This window comes from Prochlorococcus marinus XMU1406, assembly GCF_017696055.1.
GTDB lineage: Bacteria > Cyanobacteriota > Cyanobacteriia > PCC-6307 > Cyanobiaceae > Prochlorococcus_A > Prochlorococcus_A marinus_W.
Genome location: NZ_JAAORG010000003.1, coordinates 472,367 through 492,409, shown reverse-complemented (window position 1 = coordinate 492,409; position 20,043 = coordinate 472,367). Strand labels below are relative to the sequence as shown.

21 protein-coding genes are annotated in these 20,043 nt (G+C 32.1%); 11 read left to right on the top strand and 10 right to left on the bottom strand.

Going from position 1 to position 20,043, the window contains the following annotated elements; translation table 11 throughout:
- Window positions 1-12 precede the first annotated feature (12 nt).
- The 3 genes from HA149_RS09120 to HA149_RS09110 are packed head-to-tail and all read right to left on the bottom strand — an operon-like array spanning window position 13 to window position 2,421.
- Window positions 13-174 (bottom strand): DUF5989 family protein, encoded by a 162-nt coding sequence (locus tag HA149_RS09120; protein WP_209115094.1) that lies wholly within the window; start codon window positions 172-174, stop codon window positions 13-15.
- 1 nt (window position 175) lies between these two features.
- Window positions 176-562: an SxtJ family membrane protein gene (locus tag HA149_RS09115; RefSeq protein WP_209115092.1), complete on the bottom strand. Its 387-nt coding sequence runs from the start codon at window positions 560-562 to the stop codon at window positions 176-178.
- 2 nt (window positions 563-564) lie between these two features.
- A complete protein-coding gene (locus tag HA149_RS09110) occupies window positions 565-2,421 on the bottom strand; it encodes a carbamoyltransferase family protein (protein WP_209115090.1) in 1,857 nt (618 codons plus the stop codon).
- A gap of 421 nt (window positions 2,422-2,842) precedes the next feature.
- Between HA149_RS09110 and HA149_RS09105 the strand changes: the two genes are divergently transcribed.
- Both HA149_RS09105 and HA149_RS09100 read left to right on the top strand, forming a co-directional pair.
- The gene (locus HA149_RS09105; protein ID WP_209115088.1) at window positions 2,843-3,274 is read left to right on the top strand and encodes a nuclear transport factor 2 family protein; all 432 of its coding nucleotides are present in this window, start codon (window positions 2,843-2,845) and stop codon (window positions 3,272-3,274) included.
- Window positions 3,264-3,698 carry a GtrA family protein gene (locus HA149_RS09100; RefSeq protein ID WP_348535645.1) on the top strand — a complete coding sequence of 145 codons (435 nt, stop codon included), beginning with the start codon at window positions 3,264-3,266 and terminating at the stop codon, window positions 3,696-3,698. The genes HA149_RS09105 and HA149_RS09100 overlap by 11 nt, the downstream gene beginning before the upstream one ends.
- Here HA149_RS09100 and HA149_RS09095 read toward each other — a convergent pair whose 3' ends face one another.
- Entirely contained in the window at window positions 3,699-4,154 is a 456-nt protein-coding gene (locus tag HA149_RS09095) for a GNAT family N-acetyltransferase (RefSeq protein WP_209115083.1), read from the bottom strand. It lies immediately after the preceding gene.
- A 170-nt stretch (window positions 4,155-4,324) separates the two neighbouring features.
- Between HA149_RS09095 and secA the strand changes: the two genes are divergently transcribed.
- A complete protein-coding gene (gene secA / locus HA149_RS09090) occupies window positions 4,325-7,156 on the top strand; it encodes a preprotein translocase subunit SecA (RefSeq protein ID WP_209115081.1) in 2,832 nt (943 codons plus the stop codon).
- An 8-nt stretch (window positions 7,157-7,164) separates the two neighbouring features.
- Here the strand turns inward: secA and cysE are convergent, their stop codons facing one another.
- From cysE to miaA, 4 genes are all read right to left on the bottom strand, one after another.
- Window positions 7,165-7,899, bottom strand: coding sequence for a serine O-acetyltransferase (cysE, locus tag HA149_RS09085; protein WP_209115079.1), 735 nt, complete (start codon window positions 7,897-7,899; stop codon window positions 7,165-7,167).
- A 6-nt stretch (window positions 7,900-7,905) separates the two neighbouring features.
- Entirely contained in the window at window positions 7,906-8,892 is a 987-nt protein-coding gene (locus HA149_RS09080; protein WP_209115072.1) for a GntR family transcriptional regulator, read from the bottom strand.
- A gap of 74 nt (window positions 8,893-8,966) precedes the next feature.
- Window positions 8,967-9,539 (bottom strand): translation initiation factor IF-3, encoded by a 573-nt coding sequence (gene infC, locus HA149_RS09075; protein ID WP_209115070.1) that lies wholly within the window; start codon window positions 9,537-9,539, stop codon window positions 8,967-8,969.
- A 53-nt stretch (window positions 9,540-9,592) separates the two neighbouring features.
- Window positions 9,593-10,492: a tRNA (adenosine(37)-N6)-dimethylallyltransferase MiaA gene (gene miaA, locus HA149_RS09070; RefSeq protein ID WP_209115068.1), complete on the bottom strand. Its 900-nt coding sequence runs from the start codon at window positions 10,490-10,492 to the stop codon at window positions 9,593-9,595.
- A 150-nt stretch (window positions 10,493-10,642) separates the two neighbouring features.
- Between miaA and gyrB the strand changes: the two genes are divergently transcribed.
- From gyrB to HA149_RS09040, 6 genes are all read left to right on the top strand, one after another.
- Window positions 10,643-12,610 carry a DNA topoisomerase (ATP-hydrolyzing) subunit B gene (gyrB, locus tag HA149_RS09065; RefSeq protein ID WP_209115066.1) on the top strand — a complete coding sequence of 656 codons (1,968 nt, stop codon included), beginning with the start codon at window positions 10,643-10,645 and terminating at the stop codon, window positions 12,608-12,610.
- Window positions 12,607-12,936 (top strand): hypothetical protein, encoded by a 330-nt coding sequence (locus HA149_RS09060; protein ID WP_209115064.1) that lies wholly within the window; start codon window positions 12,607-12,609, stop codon window positions 12,934-12,936. Before gyrB ends, HA149_RS09060 begins: the two co-directional genes overlap by 4 nt.
- A gap of 3 nt (window positions 12,937-12,939) precedes the next feature.
- Window positions 12,940-13,311, top strand: coding sequence for a CrcB family protein (locus HA149_RS09055; RefSeq protein ID WP_209115062.1), 372 nt, complete (start codon window positions 12,940-12,942; stop codon window positions 13,309-13,311).
- On the top strand, window positions 13,308-13,637 hold the full coding sequence (locus tag HA149_RS09050) for a CrcB family protein (RefSeq protein ID WP_209115055.1): 330 nt from the start codon (window positions 13,308-13,310) through the stop codon (window positions 13,635-13,637). Before HA149_RS09055 ends, HA149_RS09050 begins: the two co-directional genes overlap by 4 nt.
- Before the next feature lie 43 nt (window positions 13,638-13,680).
- Window positions 13,681-15,087 carry a magnesium transporter gene (gene mgtE / locus HA149_RS09045; protein WP_209115048.1) on the top strand — a complete coding sequence of 469 codons (1,407 nt, stop codon included), beginning with the start codon at window positions 13,681-13,683 and terminating at the stop codon, window positions 15,085-15,087.
- 100 nt (window positions 15,088-15,187) lie between these two features.
- A complete protein-coding gene (locus tag HA149_RS09040; protein WP_209115046.1) occupies window positions 15,188-16,189 on the top strand; it encodes an RpoD/SigA family RNA polymerase sigma factor in 1,002 nt (333 codons plus the stop codon).
- Here the strand turns inward: HA149_RS09040 and HA149_RS09035 are convergent.
- Window positions 16,174-17,088: an alpha/beta fold hydrolase gene (locus HA149_RS09035; RefSeq protein ID WP_209115040.1), complete on the bottom strand. Its 915-nt coding sequence runs from the start codon at window positions 17,086-17,088 to the stop codon at window positions 16,174-16,176. The genes HA149_RS09040 and HA149_RS09035 overlap by 16 nt on opposite strands.
- Before the next feature lie 89 nt (window positions 17,089-17,177).
- On the opposite strand from HA149_RS09035, the gene HA149_RS09030 reads away from it, so the two are divergent.
- Window positions 17,178-18,176 carry a carbohydrate kinase family protein gene (locus HA149_RS09030; RefSeq protein ID WP_209115032.1) on the top strand — a complete coding sequence of 333 codons (999 nt, stop codon included), beginning with the start codon at window positions 17,178-17,180 and terminating at the stop codon, window positions 18,174-18,176.
- Here HA149_RS09030 and tsaE read toward each other — a convergent pair.
- Entirely contained in the window at window positions 18,134-18,571 is a 438-nt protein-coding gene (gene tsaE / locus HA149_RS09025) for a tRNA (adenosine(37)-N6)-threonylcarbamoyltransferase complex ATPase subunit type 1 TsaE (protein ID WP_209115030.1), read from the bottom strand. The two genes, HA149_RS09030 and tsaE, sit on opposite strands and share 43 nt — an antisense overlap.
- Window positions 18,572-18,622: 51 nt before the next feature.
- Here tsaE and ahcY point away from each other — a divergent pair, with 51 nt between their 5' ends.
- Window positions 18,623-20,041, top strand: coding sequence for an adenosylhomocysteinase (gene ahcY, locus HA149_RS09020; RefSeq protein WP_209115013.1), 1,419 nt, complete (start codon window positions 18,623-18,625; stop codon window positions 20,039-20,041).
- The last annotated feature ends 2 nt before the right edge of the window (window positions 20,042-20,043 follow it).

Below are 20,043 nucleotides of genomic sequence, written 5' to 3'. Positions count from 1 at the left end.
AAACTTTACTAATTAGAAAATGGAATATATAAAAGGAGCTACAACTGATCCTTGAGTAAAAATAATGAGTGCCCCCATCAGAATAAGAGTAATGATTAGAGGAGCTAACCAGTATTTTTTTCGAACCTTTAAAAAATCCCAAATATCATTTATTAGTTCTAAAAAGTCTTTCATCTTAAAAAATTTTTGTAAGGTTGCATTTGCGATTTGTTTTATATTCTTTGTATGATTTTTTGCCTCTCTTTTTTTGAAGAGGATCATAACCTGTTAGCTTCATAATCATTGCTATAGGTTGCAATATAAATATGAAAACTATTCCAAGAATAATACGACTATTTATCCATCCTAAAACATGACCTATCTTCATCCAAAATCTATATGGATAATCTAATAAGCCTGGCTTAAAAATAGCTAGAAGTATTGATATTATTCCAACCCATATGGTCCAGAATCTAAAGCTATGGCCCCAAATTATTGGGATAAACCATCCTATGATAAGGGGAATTCCAAACCCAATTAGATATCCAAAGTTACGGAGTTGTTTTTTGCTTAAATTATTCATTTTTAATCTAATTCAAACTCCTGTTGCCAGTTTTCATTATTACCTTTAGTTTTTTGTTCAGATTTTAATAAAATTTGATTTTGGAGAACAAGTACATCCATCTCTGTTCTCATAAAACATCTATAAGCATCTTGAGGCGTACAAACAATTGGCTCTCCTCTAACATTAAATGATGTATTAACAACTGAAGGACATCCTGTTTTTTGCTTAAAGGCATTAATTAATTGATAGTAACGGGGATTTGTTTTTTCGCTGACAGTTTGTATTCTTGCTGAGAAATCTATATGTGTTACTGCAGGAATCGATGATCTTGGTATGTTCAATTTTTCTATTCCAAAAAGTTTTTTTTGTTCTGATGTCATCTCTTTGCATAAATCTTTTTTAACCGGTGAAACTAATAACATGTAAGGACTTTTTTGATTTAGTTCAAATTGAGTTGAAAGATCTTCTTCAAGAATTGAGGGCGCAAATGGACGAAAACTTTCTCTATACTTTATTTTTAAGTTCATCACACTTTGCATATTTTGGTTGCGAGGATCTCCAATGATAGACCTCCCACCTAAGGCTCTTGGCCCGAACTCCATAGGACCATTAAACCAACCAATAACTTTCCCTTTATTTAGTAAATCTGCAAGTAATAAAAATAAATCTTTATCCTTTAATGATTTAAAAGGTGCATTAATCTCATTTAAATATTTTGTGATTTCATTATTTGAAAATTCACATCCTAGATATGTACCTTTCATGGAGTCATTTTCTTTTACTTCTCGCGGCTGATCTAAATGTTGATGCCACGCAATAAGAGCTGCACCGATAGAAGACCCTGCATCCCCACTTGCTGGCTGAATCCAAATATTTTCAAATATTTTTTCTTTCAGTAACTTGCCATTAGCTACACAATTGAGAGCAACTCCACCAGCGAGGCAAAGATTTTTTTTATTCGTTTCTTTTTTTAAAGATTTTGCTAGTTTTATAACTATTTCCTCTGTTACTTCTTGAATTGAAGAAGCTAAGTCCATGTGAAATTGATTTAATTCCTCCTCTTTTTGTCTTGGTTTTGCTCCAAATAATTTATGAAATTTTTTACTTGTCATTTCAAATCCACGGTGATATTTAAAGTAACTTATGTTTAATTTAAAAGATCCATCTTGTTTAATCTCAATTAGATGATCTTTTATAAGTTTTGAATATTTTGGTTTTCCATAAGGAGCTAAACCCATTAATTTATATTCTCCAGAATTTACTTTAAATCCGCAGTAATAAGTGAAGGCTGAATAAAGAAGACCAAGAGAGTGAGGAAAACTGATTTCCCAAAGGGAATTGATTTTATTACTTTCACCAATCCAAGCAGATGTTGTAGCCCACTCTCCCACTCCATCCATGCAAAGTATTGCTGCATCTTCAAAGGGACTTGGATAAAATGCAGCAGCAGCGTGTGAGTAATGATGTTCTGAAAATAGAAGATTTGGAATAGAAAACTTTTTTTGAGGGCAAAATTCTCTATTTAAAGATTCAAGCTCTTTTTTTAATTGAGATTTTAAAAATAATTTTTCTTTTAACCATACTTGCATAGCAGCTATAAATGACCTTATACCTCTTGGCGCCGCTCCAAGATAAGTTTCTAACAAGCGCTCAAAGGTTAGAAGAGGTTTTTCATAATAAACAATAAATTCAATATCGCGAAGGCCAATATTCTGAGATTTCAGACAATATCTTATGGCATTTTTAGGAAATCTTGCATCATGCTTTTTTCTAGAAAATCTTTCTTCTTGTACAGCAGCAACTATTTCGCCATTCAGAATTAATGAAGCTGCACTATCATGATAAAAGCAAGAAATACCTAATATATATTTATCCATTCATTGTTAGTGTGAACACTAAAATATCTTGGTAAATTATACTATAAACTTTCAATTTTAAACTTTGCTATTAAATTTTTTTTTAATTTTTCCTTTTAAAGATAATTTCTTTGTATGGTTAATTAACTTATCTAATAGAAAAATTTTCACTTCACTTTATCTTCTTAATTAACCAAATCTTGTCATTTATTTTAATTTAAAGTTCAAATATATTTTTTGGATTCTCTTTTCATCATAATTACCTAATTTAAGATAAAAGCATACAAAGGGTTAATTAGTGAATTAATTTAATTAGTTAATTTAAATAGAGCAATTAAACAAATATTATACTTTCGGTTAAGTAATAATATCGAAAGTTTGTATCTCTTCATCCGCTGAAAAGGCCAATTTGCCTTAGATTAGGTAAAAATAATGTTGTGAAATGTCTAAAGTGATTTCTGTTAAAGATTTAAAAGAGTTGTTTACTAAATCTTATGGTCAAGATGCTCCATCAAAACAAAAATGGGCAGAATTTTATAATGATGATGTTATTTTCATTGATCCAACTCAGGAAAAAAAAGGCTTAAATTCTTATATCGAAGCACAAGAAAACTTGGTTAAAAGATGTGATGATGTTTACTTAGAGACTCATGCAATTTCTATTACTGGAAAATATGGATTTGTTGAATGGACAATGGGGTTGAAAATAAAGGGTATAGAATTTATTTATCCAGGTATAACAAGACTAATTTTTTCTAAAAATGGATTAATTAAGGAACATCGAGATTACTTTGATTTTTGTGGACCCACTTTTGGTCCAGTCCCAATATTAGGGCCATTTATAAGATGGCTTTACTCAAGGTTTGTATCTTGAATTAGGATATAATGATATAAAAATTTTTTTATTGTATAAATTCATAAAAACCAATAATTTTCAAATTATTAAATTTGTAATTACTGGATTTTTAGCGTCCATTTTAAATTTTATTATTTTTTCACTTTTATATTTTGTTTATAAAAATATTGTATTTGCATCCTTCTTAGGTTATTCTGCGGGAATTTTAATTTCATTCATTTTTGCTAAAATTTGGGTGTTTAGCTCTGCATCAAAGCAACCGCTAATCAAGTCTTTTTCGATTTTTTGTTTGATTTATTTTTTAGGGGCAATAGAAATGTCTTTTGTAATTTATTTGGTTAATCTCATAACTAAAAATTATAAGATTGCTTGGTTTTTTGGAGCTTTTGTAGCTTCTTTGAATAACTTTTTAGGATCAAAATATTTTTCATTTAGGAATTAATCATATTTCACGAATTAGTAAGTTTTGAGAGTGAACTTCTTTAAATTCTATTTGCGAATAAAATAATTTTTTATTTGTAGTCATTAAATATACTTTTTTTGTATTTCTTATTTTTTTTGAATTTAAAAGACTTTGGACAATTAATTTACCGTATCCTTTTCCTTGATAATTCTGATCTATGACAATATCCCAAAGTACTCCTCGATAAACCCCATCTGATAAAGCTCTGCCAAAACCAACTATTTCAGAACCAACCCAAATACTTATGATTACATCGCTATTAGATAGACATTTCTTAAGATCCTTAATTGTTCTATTTTGGGCCCAGAAAGTATTAATATTCAGAAAAGATTGTAGCTTTCGTAATCCATTATTTGGCTTAAAATTTGGCCCCAATCCAAAAAATCTTAACCCTATTGCTCCTTTCGAATGTTTAACTAAAAAAAATTCTCGCATAATTATTCAAAAATTAAATATTGATGATTATCAAGCATTTTTGGTTATTTCTATTTCAATACCATAATGTACATTTTCTACAAAAATAAAAAAAATAGGATTTCCTCATTGAGTTGTAACGCACTAATTTATAATGTTTGTAATAGGATAATTTTTTAAGGAATACAATCATGCTAAAACTTTTGTTGGGAGATCCGAATACCCGAAAGTTAAAGCGATATCAGCCAATAGTAGAAGAAATAAACTTTTTAGAAGAAGAAATAGCTCAATTTACTGATGAAGCATTACGTAGCGAAACTAGTAAACTAAAATCAAGTATTTCTAACGAAAAAAGTATTAATAAACAAAAAGAAGCTTTGCAGGAAGCTCTTCCTAAAGCTTTTGCGATTGTGAGGGAAGCAGGTAAAAGAGTATTAGATATGAGGCATTTTGACGTTCAGTTGATAGGTGGAATGGTTTTACATGAGTGTCAAATAGCTGAGATGAAAACAGGTGAAGGGAAAACACTTGTTGCAACTTTGCCTTGCTATTTGAATGCTTTAACTGGTAAAGGAGTTCATGTCGTTACTGTAAATGACTATTTAGCGCGTAGAGACGCTGAATGGATGGGACAAGTACATCGTTTTTTGGGCTTATCAGTTGGCTTGATTCAACAAGATATGAGTCCTTCGGAGAGGAAAAAAAATTATGATTGCGACATTACATATGCTACTAATTCTGAGCTTGGATTTGATTATTTGAGAGATAATATGGCTACTAATATTGATGAGGTAGTGCAAAGAAAATTTAATTATTGTGTTATTGATGAAGTAGATTCAATTTTAATTGACGAAGCAAGAACACCGCTCATCATATCAGGACAGGTTGAGAGACCTCAAGAAAAATATCAAAAAGCTGCAGAATTATCATCATCTCTTATTAAAGCAAAAGAATTGAGTAAAGATGGGATTGATCCAGAAGGGGATTATGAAGTTGATGAAAAACAAAGAAGCTGCATTTTAACCGATCAGGGTTTTGCTAAATGTGAGGATTATTTGGGAGTTAGTGATCTATATAATCCTCAAGATCCTTGGGCACACTACATAACTAATGCTTTAAAAGCTAAAGAACTTTTTATCAAGGATGTAAATTACATCATTAAAAATGATGAGGCTGTGATAGTCGATGAATTTACTGGTAGGGTAATGCCAGGAAGGCGTTGGAGTGATGGACAACATCAAGCAATAGAAGCAAAAGAGAATCTTAAAATTCAGCCTGAAACTCAAACATTAGCATCCATTACTTATCAGAATTTTTTTCTCCTATATCCTGGTCTAGCAGGTATGACAGGAACTGCAAAAACTGAGGAAGTCGAATTTGAAAAAACTTATAAATTAGAATCAACTGTTATACCGACAAATCAAATAAGGAAGAGACAAGATTGGTCTGATCAAGTATTTAAGACCGAGATAGGTAAATGGAAAGCCGTTGCCAAAGAAACTGCACAAATTCATAAAGATGGTAGACCTGTTTTAGTTGGCACAACAAGTGTCGAAAAAAGTGAGCTATTGAGTTCACTTTTATCGGAAGAAAAAATCCCGCATAATTTGTTAAATGCTAAGCCAGAGAATGTTGAACGTGAGGCGGAAATTGTTGCTCAGGCAGGAAGAGCAGGTGCTGTTACTATTGCGACTAATATGGCTGGAAGGGGCACAGATATAATCCTCGGTGGTAACAGTGACTATATGGCAAGACTTAAATTAAAAGAGATTTTAGTTCCTTTGCTAGTAAAGCCAGATAATGAGCATAAACCTCCAATTCCTAAGCAAAGAACTTCAAAATCTAAGGGCGGTTTTTCTTCAAAGGTGGTCTCAAATCTGAAAAAGAATATTGCAGACACTTCAACCAGTCTATTCCCTTGCAAACTAGATGAAGCAATTGAAAAAAAACTTTCTCTTTTATCTAATAAACTTGTTGAAAATTGGGGAGAGAGACAACTTTCTATCTTAGAACTAGATGACAGAATAGCTACAGCTGCAGAAAAAGCACCAACTAAAGATAACTTGATAAAGCTTTTGAGAGAATCATTATCAGATGTCAAGAAAGAATATGAACAAGTTTTGATTAATGAAGAGAAAAAAGTGAGAGAGGCTGGCGGTTTACATGTTATCGGTACTGAGAGGCATGAATCAAGAAGAGTAGATAACCAACTTAGAGGTAGAGCTGGAAGGCAAGGTGATCTTGGAAGTACTAGATTCTTTTTATCTTTGGAAGATAATTTATTAAGAATTTTTGGAGGAGATAGGGTAGCAAATTTAATGAATGCATTTAGAGTTGACGAAGATATGCCTATCGAATCAGGAATGCTTACTAGGTCTTTAGAAAGTGCTCAAAAGAAAGTAGAAACTTATTATTACGATATTAGAAAACAAGTTTTCGAATATGATGAGGTAATGAATAATCAAAGAAAAGCTGTATATAGCGAAAGAATAAGAGTTTTACAGGGAATTGATTTAAAGAGACAAGTAATAGGGTACGGAGAAAGAACAATGAGTGAAATTGTAGAGGCTTATATTAATCCTGATCTTCCACCTGAAGAATGGAATATTGATCAATTAATTTCTAAAGTCAAGGAATTTATATATTTATTAGATGATCTTAAAGTTGAAGATGTTAATTTACTTTCCATAGAAGAATTAAAAAACTATTTGCAAGAACAATTACGAATATCTTATGATTTGAAGGAATCTCAAATAGAGAAGATTCGTCCAGGATTAATGAGAGAAGCTGAAAGATTTTTCATCTTACAGCAAATAGATAATTTATGGCGAGAACATCTTCAATCAATGGATTCCTTAAGGGAATCAGTTGGATTGAGAGGTTACGGCCAAAAAGATCCTCTAATAGAGTACAAAAATGAAGGATATGATATGTTTCTAGAAATGATGACTAATATGAGGAGAAATGTTATTTATTCAATGTTTATGTTTCAACCTAAAACTGACGTTAATGAAAAAAATTAAATAAAGACTTAATCATCTCCAATAAATTCTATAATTTCTTTATCTTTAAGATTTTGAGCGTCACCTAGTTTAGAGATATCAATGGATTCTGAGTTAACTAAACATTTAAGAGTTTTTTGTAATTTAAGAATTTGATTTTCAAGGAGGTCTATTCTATCCATTAAATTTTTTATCACATTAGCTTCTGCATCTGGCAAAGCAGAGTGAGCTAATGGGTTCACTTTTACACCACTTTGATGTACGACTCTGCCAGGAACGCCAACCACTGTACTATTCCCTTCAACATTCCGAACAACTACTGAACCTGCACCAATACGTGTATTAGAGCCTACTGTAATAGATCCAAGAACTTTTGCACCTGCCCCAACTACAACATTTTCCATTAAGGTGGGGTGTCTTTTCCCATGACTTTTGCCAGTACCTCCTAATGTAACCCCCTGATATAGAAGACAATTATTTCCTATCTCCGCTGTTTCTCCAATTACAACTCCCATTCCATGATCTATAAAAACCCGTTTACCAATTTTAGCTCCAGGATGTATTTCAATGCCTGTTATTAGCCTATTGGTATGACTTAACAAACGTGGAATCAAAGGAATATTTAATTTCCATAATTTATGCGTAAACCTATGAATAACTATTGATTGAAAGCCCGGGTAGCAAAGAAATATCTCTATTATTCCTCTAGCGGCAGGATCTCTCTCTCTGATAATTTCTATATCTGATTTTAAAGTTCTTAGCATCTTTGTCTAATTAATAACTCCTATTTCTTTTTTTAATTGATTTATTGTTTCTATACTTAAATAATTTTTAGCACATATTATTTGAGGTAATCTCATTAACTGAGAACGATTTTTTAATAATGTGTTTTCTACAACTGATAAACTAGGTCCATCACACACTATATGGTTCGAAGCTTTTAAGAGTGATAGTAATCTACTGTTATTGTCTGAGATTGCTGTCATTAGCATTAATTCATTACCTCGCATACTGTGTATAATCACTTCTGCTGCTCTCAATAAACCAGGACTTATGCTAACAATACCTACACAACTTCCAGCATTTAATTCTTTGAGAATTTTTAATTCCTTTTGAAAGTCGCTCAAGTCGACTGCAATAGCTCGAACCCCATGCTGTTTAGCAACTTTTTCTAGAGGCTGTAAAAAATACCTGCTTGTGACAATCGTACCACTATTTGAATTACTCAAAACTTTTTCTAATTCTTCCATGGGAACAACCTCAACAGGTACATTAACTGTTGTGGAAAGGTCTTCTGCTATTAACATAGAAGCGCCAATATCTTCTCTAGGAGTACTGACTATGATTCTTGATCCGCACTTTATACGCCAATCAATTTCATTGGTCAATATATCTCTCGTTTCTTGTAAAGTGCATCCAAGATTGATCAAGTTGTCAATTACCTTCTTTGCTTCTTGATCTGGTGGTTTACTTTTTTTATCTTTTGAGTAAACTGATTTTTTAAATTCTCTTTTAGTAAGATTATCTCTTACATAAATCCCTGATCCAGCTATTGCTTCAACTACTCCATCTATTTCCAGTTGTCTATATACTTTGCTTATAGTATTTCGGTGGAGTCCAGTCTGCATTGCAAGTTGCCTTGTACTGGGAAGTCTGTGTCCGGGAGGATAGTGTCTTGCAGCAATTGCAAAACAAATTTGATTATAAAGTTGAGTCGATGCTGGGATATCACTTTCTTGTTGAATATGGAATCTCACTTTTTAAAACCCTGACTAATTTATTTTATCCATAGTGACACTTTAACATTCGTCATATTTTTTGATAATAGTTTTCACCCATCATCTTTTTTTATTAGAGGAGTTTTTCGAGGGCTTAAAAACATAATCATGTTTCTCCCTTCTCTTTTTGGTTTTTGTTGAACTTCTGATTGCTCTTCTAAATCATCAGCCATTTTTAAAAGAAGTGTTTCGGCTAAATTTGAGTGTTGAATTTCTCTACCCCTAAAAATTACGGTACATTTTACTTTGTCTCCCGATTTTAAAAATTTAGTAGCTTGACCTATGCGGACATCATAATCATGCTTGTCAATTTTGTACCTCATTTTTACTTCTTTAACTTCTGTTTGATGTGACTTTTTCTTTGCTTCTTTAGCTTTCTTTTCTTGTTCAAATTTATATTTTCCGTAGTCCATTATTCTACAAACAGGAGGATTTGCTTTTTCGCTCACCAAAACTAAATCAAGTTCTCTTTGAGATGCTATTTCTAATGCTTTTAATCTATCTATAACACCTAATTGTTTCCCATCTGAATCAACGACTCTCAATTGAGGGTATTTTATTCTTTCATTTATATTTGGTAGCTCTCTAACGGGAGCTCGGCGATCAAAGCGTGGGCGTGGTGGCATTCAGTTAATTTAATAAATTGATTGGATGATGAACAAAATCTATTTTTATAAAGTTAGCTTAAAAAAGACTCTATTTTAATTATTGCATCTTTTAGTAGGTTTTTGTTATTCAGCCAAAGAGGATTATTTTTATTGCGAAACCATGTTTTTTGTCTTTTGGCAAATTGGATCGTTTTTGTCGTAGTTAACTCAATCGCTTTGTCAAATGTCGAATTGTTTTTTAAAACATCCTTAGCTTCCCGATAACCAATGGTTTCTAGTATTGGCAAATCAAATCCGTATTTAGAGATAAGATCGTTCGTCTCCTCAATAATTCCAGATGAAAACATATTTTTTGTTCTTTGTAAAATTCTTTCTTTTAAATTATCTCTATCTAATCCAAGCTCTAATATTCTCCAGTCAGGTGGTTTTTGAACTTTAAGAGTTGACAAAGGTTTACCTGTTACGTAGAAGACTTCTATAGCTCTTATTGTTCTAATTTGATCAGCAAAATTGATTTTTTTTGTTGATAATGGATCACAATTTTTTAAAATTTCCCAACATTTTTTCTGACCAAGTTCTTCTAATTGTTGTCTCAAATTATTTTGAGGAGGGACATCTGGTGCAAAAAAACCTTTTGTTATTGAGTTCATATACAACCCACTCCCTCCAACAAGAAAAGGGAGATTATTTTGTCTAATTTCTCTTTTTATTGATTTTTGGGCAATTTCTTGAAATTGTTTTACATTAATTTGATGGATTGGCTCTTCAATATCTATTAAAAAATGTTTTATTCGTTTTTGCTGGTTTTTAGATGGCTTGGCTGTTCCAATATCCATTGACTTATAAATTTGCCTTGAATCGATGTTGTGTATACGAGTTTTAAAATATTCTGCAATTTCAATAGCTAATTCTGTTTTGCCACTTGCAGTAGGCCCAATTAAAGTTATTACACGAGGCGGATATGAAGACATATGAATTTTTGAAGAAAAAAATATTAGCTATATAATGAAAGTGATTAAATTTTTCATTGACTTCGAGCCTTTATCTTATTGCAGTGGTAAGTTTAATGAAAGACCTTTTAAAAATAACATTTTAAAAGTTTAATATTTTTTTTATATTAAATGAGTGAGGACAAAAGATCTAATAAAATCTCAAATGATTATGGCGCGGAACAAATTCAGGTTTTAGAAGGGTTAGAACCAGTTCGTAAACGACCTGGCATGTATATAGGCTCTACAGGGCCTAGGGGATTACATCATTTAGTATATGAGGTAGTTGATAACTCAGTTGATGAAGCACTTGCAGGACATTGTGATCACATAGAAATAGTTCTTCGAGCAGATGGTTCTGCTTTAATTTCTGATAATGGACGAGGTATTCCAACAGATATTCATCCAAGAACTGGCAAAAGTGCCTTAGAGACTGTACTGACTGTTCTTCATGCAGGAGGTAAATTTGGAAGTGGTGGTTATAAAGTTTCAGGGGGTTTGCATGGAGTAGGAATTTCTGTAGTTAATGCTTTAAGCGAATGGGTCAATGTGACTGTTTACAGGGATGGTAGCGAATTTAATCAAAGATTTGAAAAAGGTGTATCAAAGGGTGAGTTGCAAACTAAAAAACAGATTGATAAACCATTTAAGAAAGGAACAACTATTTGCTTTAAACCCGACAAAACGATTTTTTCTGGAGGAATTGAATTTGAATATGCTCTTCTCTCATCGAGGTTAAGAGAACTAGCTTATCTTAACGGTGGTGTAAAAATTGTTTTTAGAGACGAAAGAAATCAATCATCAGATGGTTCTTTTAAAGAAGAAATTTACTTATATCAAGGAGGTATTAAAGAATATGTGGAGTACATGAATGCAGAAAAAGAGTCGATTCATCCTGAAATAATTTATGTTGATTCACAGAAAGAAAATGTATATGTAGAGGCAGCTTTACAGTGGTGTTCAGATGTATATTCAGATAATATTTTAGGATTTGCAAATAATATTCGAACTATTGATGGAGGAACTCATATTGAAGGGCTTAAAACAGTTCTGACTAGAACTTTTAATAATCTTGCAAAAAAGAGAGGAAAAAGAAAAGATATTGAAAAAAATTTAGCTGGCGAAAATATTAGGGAGGGCTTGACTGTTGTTTTATCGGTAAAAGTTCCAGATCCTGAATTTGAAGGACAAACAAAAACAAAATTAGGAAATACTGAGGTAAGAGGAATTGTGGATTCTCTCATTGGGGAGGCTCTTACAAAATATATGGAATTCAATCCTGGAATCTTGGACTTGATTCTTGAAAAAGCAATTCAATCATTTAATGCAGCAGAAGCTGCGAGAAGAGCTAGAGAATTAGTAAGAAGAAAAAGTGTTTTAGAAAGTTCTACATTGCCTGGTAAATTAGCAGATTGTAGCTCTAGAGATCCCTCAGAATCAGAAATTTATATAGTTGAGGGAGATTCAGCTGGTGGTTCCGCAAAACAAGGACGAGATAGAAACTTTCAGGCTATTTTGCCTCTCAGGGGTAAAATTCTTAATATTGAAAAAACTGATGATACTAAAATATATAAAAATACAGAAATACAGTCATTAATAACAGCTCTAGGATTAGGAATAAAAGGAGAGGAGTTCGACGTGAGCTCTTTGAGATATCATAGAGTCGTAATTATGACGGATGCTGATGTTGATGGTGCGCATATAAGAACTTTATTATTGACATTTTTTTATAGATACCAAAGAGAACTTGTTGAGAAAGGTTTTATATACATTGCTTGTCCCCCTCTATATAAAGTTGAAAGAGGTAAGAATCATAATTACTGTTATAACGAGAATCAATTAAAGGATACAATTGCTAGTTTTGGAGAAAATGCAAATTATAATATCCAAAGGTTTAAGGGATTAGGTGAGATGATGCCTAAACAATTATGGGATACAACTATGAATCCTCAAACGAGGATGATGAAAAGGGTTGAAATTGAAGATGCACTTGAAGCTGACAGAATATTTAATATTTTAATGGGAGATAAAGTGGCACCAAGAAGAGAATTTATTGAAACTCATAGTAGCAACTTAGATATGGCAACTTTAGATATATGATTAATAATCTTCTAAAGAATTTTTGTTTAATTACTTTTGCATTAATTGCTCCAATTACATTACCTGCTGGTGGGATCCAAAAAAGTTTAAATCAAAATAAATTCCTTCAAAATACGAATGAAATTATATTGAGTTCCAATGCTTCTCTTTTTTCTTATCCTCAAATTCATGCTAAGGAATTATTAGTTCTTGATGTAGGTGCAACTTTATCCGTATTACGTCATTGGAAAGTAAGCAAAAATGAAACTTGGGTTAGGGTTGAATTAGCTTCTAATAAATTTTTAGATCATCCTAATAAGATTTTAAAAGGCTGGATCAAAATGTAAATTTTGGATTTTAGTTCAATAGTTATTATTTTACTTGGCAGCACTTTAGGATTAATACTGAGAATATCCATAAAGAATAATTTTAAAAAAAGTATAGGTTTTAATATTCAATATACTTCAATAGTAAATTTTTTATCATCTTTTTTTTTAGGAATTTTAATAGCATTAAATTTTATTAATAACGAAATATTAGTGTTATTTTATAGCGGTTTTTTAGGATGTTTTAGTACATTTTCTTCCTTTATATATCAACTATTTATCCTATTTAAAAAGAGACAATTCTTAAGATTATTTTTCCACTACATTGAAGTGATAATTTTTACTTTCTTATTCTTTTGTTTTGGTTATTTTCTTATTCAATTTTTTTTGAAGTGAAAATAAATAATTTTATTTATGTTCTTTTGGCTGCCTACTTGGCAACTTTCCTGAGATTATTTATAAATAATAACTTTATTATTTCAATAATTGGATCATTTATGGTGGGTTTTTTTATCAGTAAAAGATTAAGTAATTCAATAAAAAAAATTTTATTCAGTGGTTTTTTTTCTTGCTTTACATCATTTAGCGGATTTATATATTTTTTGTACAAAATTTTTAATCAAGGGGATTGGATAAGATTTATAATTTTTTTTAATTTAATCATTATTGTAAATTTATTCACAATGTTTTGCGGGTTCTGGATAAGTAGAAAAATTACTTAGATTTCATATAATAGTGTTGTTACTTTGAACAGGGATTATATTTATGAAGGAAAATAATCTTGAAACAGTTACATCCTTATCTACTGATTTAAGTACACGAGAAAACATTACTATACAACTTGAAGAATTGCTTATCGCGGGAAATTATGATGAGGCAAAGCTGCTTTTAGAGCCTTCTCAACCGGTTGATATTGCAGATGCTATTGGAAGCCTTCCACAAATATTGCAGGCATTAGCATTTCGATTATTAAAGAAAAATGAAGCAATTGAGGTTTATGAATATTTAGATCCAGTAGTTCAGCAAACTTTATTAGAAAGACTTCGTTCAGGAGAAGTTTTAGAAATCGTTGAAAAAATGTCTCCTGATGATAGGGTTCAACTCTTTGATGAATTACCTGCAAAAGTTGTACGCAAATTTCTATCTGCTCTTAGTCCTGGTGAAAGAAAAGTAACAGCTGAATTACTTGGATATGAGCCTGAAACTGCTGGAAGATTAATGACAACTGAATTTATAGATCTTAAAGAGATGCAAACAGCATCTGAGGCTCTTGCCATAGTTAGAAAAAGAGCTCCATTTACTGAAACTATCTATAGCCTATACGTTACAGATAAAGAAAGACATTTAACTGGTATTCTTTCTTTAAGAGACCTTGTAACTGCTGATCCTTCTAAGCCAATTGGAGACGTTATGACAAGAGATGTAGTTAATATTTCTACCAATACGAATCAAGAAGAGGTTGCTCGAGCAATACAAAGATATGATTTTTTAGCACTCCCGGTTGTTGATAGAGAAAAAAGACTTGTTGGGATAGTAACTGTCGATGATTTAATTGATGTTATAGAACAAGAAGCTACAAGAGATATTTATGCAGCAGGGGCAGTACAACCTGGAGATGAAGATGATTATTTCCAAAGTAGTTTGTTTACGATTGCTCGAAGAAGAATTTTATGGTTATTAATTTTGGTTTTTGCAAATGGTTTAACGACAAAAGTTATAGCTATGAATGACCAAATATTAAAGGAAATAGTTTTATTAGCTGCATTTATTCCACTTCTTATAGGCACTGGGGGAAATGTTGGAGCTCAAAGTTCAACGGTTGTCATTAGAGGTTTAAGTACTCAAAAATTGAAGTCTCTTGGTGCAATTAAGGCAGTATTTAAGGAGGCAATAACAGGCGCTCTTTTAGGAGTTTTAATGATGCTTGTAGTATTTCCCTTCGCTTGGTGGCAAGGAGAAGGACCTTTGATCGCCTCTGCGGTGGGGATAAGTTTAATATCTATAACAACTTTAGCTGCTACAACAGGAGCGATCCTCCCTTTGTTGTTTGACAGAATGAAATTGGATCCAGCTTTAATGTCTTCTCCTTTTATTACAACTGTCACTGATATTGCTGGTGTATTTATTTATCTCAGTACGGCAAAATGGCTATTAAGCTCTTCATTAGTCTGAATTGACTAGGTATTTATTCTCATTTTTGTAAAAATGTGGATTTTTTTGTTTAACTTTACATTTCTTAATGGTATTGTTTACAAAACAACATTTAATCTTCATGTCTTCTGAAACAATAAGTGAAAATAAATTAGCATCAATCGCAACTATAAAAGCTAGTAATGATGTAGATCTTGTTCGATCATACTTAAGGGATATTGGAAGAGTTCCTTTACTCTCGCATGAGCAAGAAATTACTCTAGGTCGACAAGTTCAAGAGTACATGGAAGTTGAAAGAGCAGAATTGGAAATTATTGAATTTACAGGAGATAAGCCTAGTATTGATGATTTATCAAATAAATTAGACTTATCTACGTCAATAATAAAAAAAAGATTGAGAGCTGGACAGAGAGCTAAAGAAAGGATGGTTGCAGCTAACTTAAGATTGGTTGTAAGTGTTGCAAAAAAATATACAAAAAGAAATATGGAACTTTTGGACTTAATTCAGGAGGGAACTATAGGACTAGTGAGGGGAGTTGAAAAATTTGATCCGGCCAGAGGATACAAGTTTTCAACATATGCATATTGGTGGATTAGGCAAGGTATTACAAGAGCAATAGCTGAAAAAAGTCGGGCAATAAGGCTGCCAATTCATATAACTGAAATGTTGAATAAGTTAAAAAAAGGTCAAAGAGAGCTCAGTCAAGAAATGTCTAGAACTCCAACTGTAAGCGAGCTTGCGAAATACGTAGAGCTTCCCGAAGATGACGTTAAAGATTTAATGTGTAAAGCTGGGCAGCCAGTCAGTCTTGAAACTAAAGTTGGTGATGGTGAAGACACTGTTTTGTTAGATTTACTGGCAGGGGGCGAGGATTTGCCAGACGAACAAATAGAGATGGATTGTATGAGAGGTGATTTGCATTCTCTTTTACATCAATTACCTGATCTGCAATGTAGAGTTTTAAGGATGAGATACGGAATGGATGGCGATGAGCCAATGTCTCTTACAGGGATAGGAAGGGTACTAGGGATAAGCAGAGATCGAGTAAGAAACCTAGAAAGAGATGGATTAAGAGGCTTGAGAAGACTTAGTGATAATGTCGAAGCTTATTTTGTTTCTTGAATAAATTCATTTATTAATTTATTTGTTTTTTCAGGTTCTTCATCATGAGGACAATGACCAGCCCCATTAATAATATCTAATCTCTTAATATTTTTGAATTCTTTCTTCCACTCTTTTGCTTCATTTAAAGATTCCCAAGGATCTTTTTCTCCCCAAATTAATTGAATGGGGGCATCAACTTTATCAAAAAGGTCAGTAGCAAGATAGTCATCAAATAAGTTAATAAAACCACGAAATGCTTCTTTAGAGTTTTCCCTTTGTGAGGGTTGATAAAGTATTTCAATCAATTCTTTATCGATATTCTTTCCTGAAGGGTAGGCTTGTTCAAGTATTTTCTTTATAACTTTTGGATTAGCAGCTCTTGTAAAAAGTGTATTACTAATTACTCTTTGTCTGACTATTGTTTTAAGGATGGGTCTAAGTAGATTCATTAAGATATCACTTTTTTGTAAACGTTTATCATCCATAGTTCTTTGTGCACAATCAATCAAAATGACACCTTTGCAACTATCTTTGAGGATTTCAGCAGCTTTCAATGCAATAACACCACCAATTGAATTTCCTACCAAGTAAACAGGAGATTTTATTACCTCTGCACAAAACGTTGATATTTGATTACCCCATAAGTCAAAAGAATATTTAATTGAGTTTTCTTTATAAGGTTCATAATTTAATAAAGCACTAGGCTGACTGCTTTTCCCAAATCCTAATAAGTCAATTGCGTAGCAGTTAGAAAGTTTACCAAGAAAATCTTGATTATATCTCCAATGGTTTTTTGATGCCCCAAACCCATGAACTAATAAAATTTTAATATTTTTTTCAGAAGTAGATTCTCTTGATAAAGACCAAGAAATTTCCCAATTTTTCCACTCCCAAATTTCAGATTTATTTAAAGACACTATGAAAATTCTTTTAATTAAACTTTAATTCAAAAAAAAATTATTCGTTTTTAATAAATTATTCTTAGTTAAGAAAAAGCGTTCATTTTATGAAAAAGAAAAAGGTCATATGTATTGGAGAGGCTTTAATAGACAGAATAAGAAATAAGTCAAATCAGGGATTTACAGATTTTTTGGGTGGTGCGCCGGCTAATGTTGCTTGTGCATTAAGAAAATTAAAAATTGATTCAACATTCATAGGATGTTTGGGTAGTGATGATTATGGAAAAAAATTTATTAAGCAATTTAATAAATTGGACGTTAATTTAGATTTCTTGCAATTAGATAATGATTCATCTACTCGCGTGGTTAATGTAGATAGAGATCAATTTGGAGATCGTTTTTTTTCAGGCTTTGAGGAAAGTTCACATGCATGCTTTGCAGACGAAGTTCTTAGTAAGAAATTAATTGAAAAAGAAATTTTAAATTTGGAGAAATCTTTTCTAGAAACAAAATATTTGGTTACGGGAACGATTTTATTATCATCTCCAATATCGGCAGAGACTATTTTTTTTCTTCTTGAACAGGCTAAAAAATTTGAAGTCAAAATAGTCATTGATTTGAATTGGAGAGAGGTCTTTTGGGATCATTCAAGTTTTTCATCAGAAATTAGTAAAGCCGCGAGAGTTAATTTAATAAAGAAATTTTTAAATCATGCAAATGTTTTAAAACTTGCTAAGGAAGAAGCAACTTTGTTTTTTGAGGATGAAAATCCCTTGTTAATATCTCAACAATTGTCTAACAGACCAGATGTAGTAATAACTGATGGAAAAAATCCCGTTGTATGGTATATCAATGGATTACAGGGAATTACCGAAATTCCTGCTTCACAAAAAATTGTTGATACAACTGGTGCAGGCGATGCTTTTTTAGCAGGCTTAATTTCAAAATTAATTTCTTTTGGCTATCCTTCAAAGCAACTAGAGATAGAAGATTTTATTAAGTTCGCAGGTGTTTGTGGATTATTAACTTGTCTTGGTGAAGGCGCCATCGAGCAACAGCCATATTATGAGAAGGTTAATAAATTTTTGGGATCTCTTATTTCGTAGTGTCTTCCATAATTTTTTGCGTAACTAATTTCTATTTTCCAAAAATTATTAATAACTGGTTCTACCAATTCTGGCCATTCAACAACTAAAATAGCTCGTCTTTGTATTGCCTCTTCTTCTTCTGAAAAAAAAACTTCTTTTGCTGAAGAAACATTTTCTAACCTGTATAAATCAAGGTGAATTAGTGGGATTTTTCCAGAGTTATAGTGATGCGATAAAGCAAATGTAGGGCTTGTAATGTCCTCAGAGATTGATAAGCCTTGAGCAATCCCTTGCACAAATGAAGTTTTCCCAGCCCCAATAGGACCCTGTAATAAAACAATTGATTGGGGATTTAATTTGTGTGAGAGTTTTTTTCCTAAATTTATAGTTTCTTTTAAATTCTCAACAAACACAAAATTGTACAAAAATCATCTATAGTTTAATAGAAAAACAATTTATTAGATATGGTTATAGCCAATTCAGTTAAAACCTCTACACCAAACTACGTTATTGCTGATATCTCCTTATCAGATTTTGGCCGTAAAGAAATTAAGATTGCCGAAACGGAAATGCCAGGATTAATGGCACTTAGAGATAAATATCAATCTGAGAAGCCACTCAAAGGTGCGAAAATAGCTGGGAGTCTTCATATGACTATTCAGACAGCAGTATTAATAGAAACTCTTGTTGATCTTGGTGCAGAAGTAAAATGGGCTTCATGTAATATTTTTTCAACTCAAGATCATGCGGCTGCTGCCATAGCAGATCAAGGAATTTCTGTATATGCAAAAAAAGGTGAGACTCTTGTTGAATACTGGCAGTATACCCACTATATCCTTGATTGGGGTTCAGACTCTCCAAACATGATTCTTGATGATGGGGGAGATGCAACTGGCTTATTAATACTTGGTAGTAAAGCAGAAAAAGATTTATCTGTTTTAGATAATCCCGGTAATGAAGAAGAAATTGCTTTATTCAATTCTATTAAGTCCAAGTTGAAAAATGATAGTGACTTTTATTCTAGAATTAAGAGTAATATCATTGGTGTTACTGAAGAAACTACAACGGGAGTTGCAAGACTTTATCAACTTCAAAAGCAAAATGCTTTACCATTTCCTGCTATCAACGTTAATGATTCAGTAACTAAGAGCAAATTTGATAATTTATATGGCTGTCGAGAATCTCTAGTTGACAGCATAAAGCGTGCCACTGATGTGATGATTGCTGGGAAGGTTGCTTTAGTAATGGGTTTTGGAGATGTAGGTAAAGGATCAGCCCAGTCTTTAAGAGGACTTGGTGCAATTGTAAAAGTTGCTGAAGTGGATCCAATTTGTGCTCTTCAAGCAGCAATGGAAGGTTTTAGCGTAGTTACACTAGACGATGTCGTGGAAGATATAGATATATTTGTTACTGCAACTGGGAACTATCAGGTAATAACAAACGAAAATCTTGTCAAGATGAAAGATGAGGCCATAGTATGTAATATCGGCCATTTTGATAATGAAATTGATGTGGCTTCATTGAAAGATTATCCATGGGAAAATATTAAGCCGCAGGTTGATCACATAACTTTACCGAGTGGCAATAAAATAATTCTTTTAGCTGAAGGTAGATTAGTTAACTTAGGATGTGCTACTGGACATCCAAGTTTTGTTATGAGTAATTCTTTTACTAATCAAGTATTAGCTCAAATTGAACTTTTCAATAAGTCAGAAAAATATACAAATGAGGTTTATGTTTTACCAAAACATTTAGACGAAATGGTAGCTAGATTACATCTTGATAAAATTGGCGCAAAATTAACAAAATTAACTAAGGAACAAGCTGATTATATTAATGTTTCTGTTGAAGGACCTTATAAACCAGAGCTTTATAGATATTAAGT

Excerpts from the sequence above, each read along its gene's own strand:
- HA149_RS09120 (WP_209115094.1), bottom strand. The coding sequence starts at position 174 with ATGAAAGACTTTTTAGAACTAATAAATGATATTTGGGATTTTTTAAAG.
- HA149_RS09115 (WP_209115092.1), bottom strand. The coding sequence starts at position 562 with ATGAATAATTTAAGCAAAAAACAACTCCGTAACTTTGGATATCTAATT.
- HA149_RS09110 (WP_209115090.1), bottom strand. The coding sequence starts at position 2,421 with ATGGATAAATATATATTAGGTATTTCTTGCTTTTATCATGATAGTGCA.
- HA149_RS09105 (WP_209115088.1), top strand. The coding sequence starts at position 2,843 with ATGTCTAAAGTGATTTCTGTTAAAGATTTAAAAGAGTTGTTTACTAAA.
- HA149_RS09095 (WP_209115083.1), bottom strand. The coding sequence starts at position 4,154 with ATGCGAGAATTTTTTTTAGTTAAACATTCGAAAGGAGCAATAGGGTTA.
- secA (WP_209115081.1), top strand. The coding sequence starts at position 4,325 with ATGCTAAAACTTTTGTTGGGAGATCCGAATACCCGAAAGTTAAAGCGA.
- cysE (WP_209115079.1), bottom strand. The coding sequence starts at position 7,899 with ATGCTAAGAACTTTAAAATCAGATATAGAAATTATCAGAGAGAGAGAT.
- infC (WP_209115070.1), bottom strand. The coding sequence starts at position 9,539 with ATGCCACCACGCCCACGCTTTGATCGCCGAGCTCCCGTTAGAGAGCTA.
- miaA (WP_209115068.1), bottom strand. The coding sequence starts at position 10,492 with ATGTCTTCATATCCGCCTCGTGTAATAACTTTAATTGGGCCTACTGCA.
- gyrB (WP_209115066.1), top strand. The coding sequence starts at position 10,643 with ATGAGTGAGGACAAAAGATCTAATAAAATCTCAAATGATTATGGCGCG.
- HA149_RS09060 (WP_209115064.1), top strand. The coding sequence starts at position 12,607 with ATGATTAATAATCTTCTAAAGAATTTTTGTTTAATTACTTTTGCATTA.
- mgtE (WP_209115048.1), top strand. The coding sequence starts at position 13,681 with ATGAAGGAAAATAATCTTGAAACAGTTACATCCTTATCTACTGATTTA.
- HA149_RS09040 (WP_209115046.1), top strand. The coding sequence starts at position 15,188 with ATGTCTTCTGAAACAATAAGTGAAAATAAATTAGCATCAATCGCAACT.
- HA149_RS09030 (WP_209115032.1), top strand. The coding sequence starts at position 17,178 with ATGAAAAAGAAAAAGGTCATATGTATTGGAGAGGCTTTAATAGACAGA.
- ahcY (WP_209115013.1), top strand. The coding sequence starts at position 18,623 with ATGGTTATAGCCAATTCAGTTAAAACCTCTACACCAAACTACGTTATT.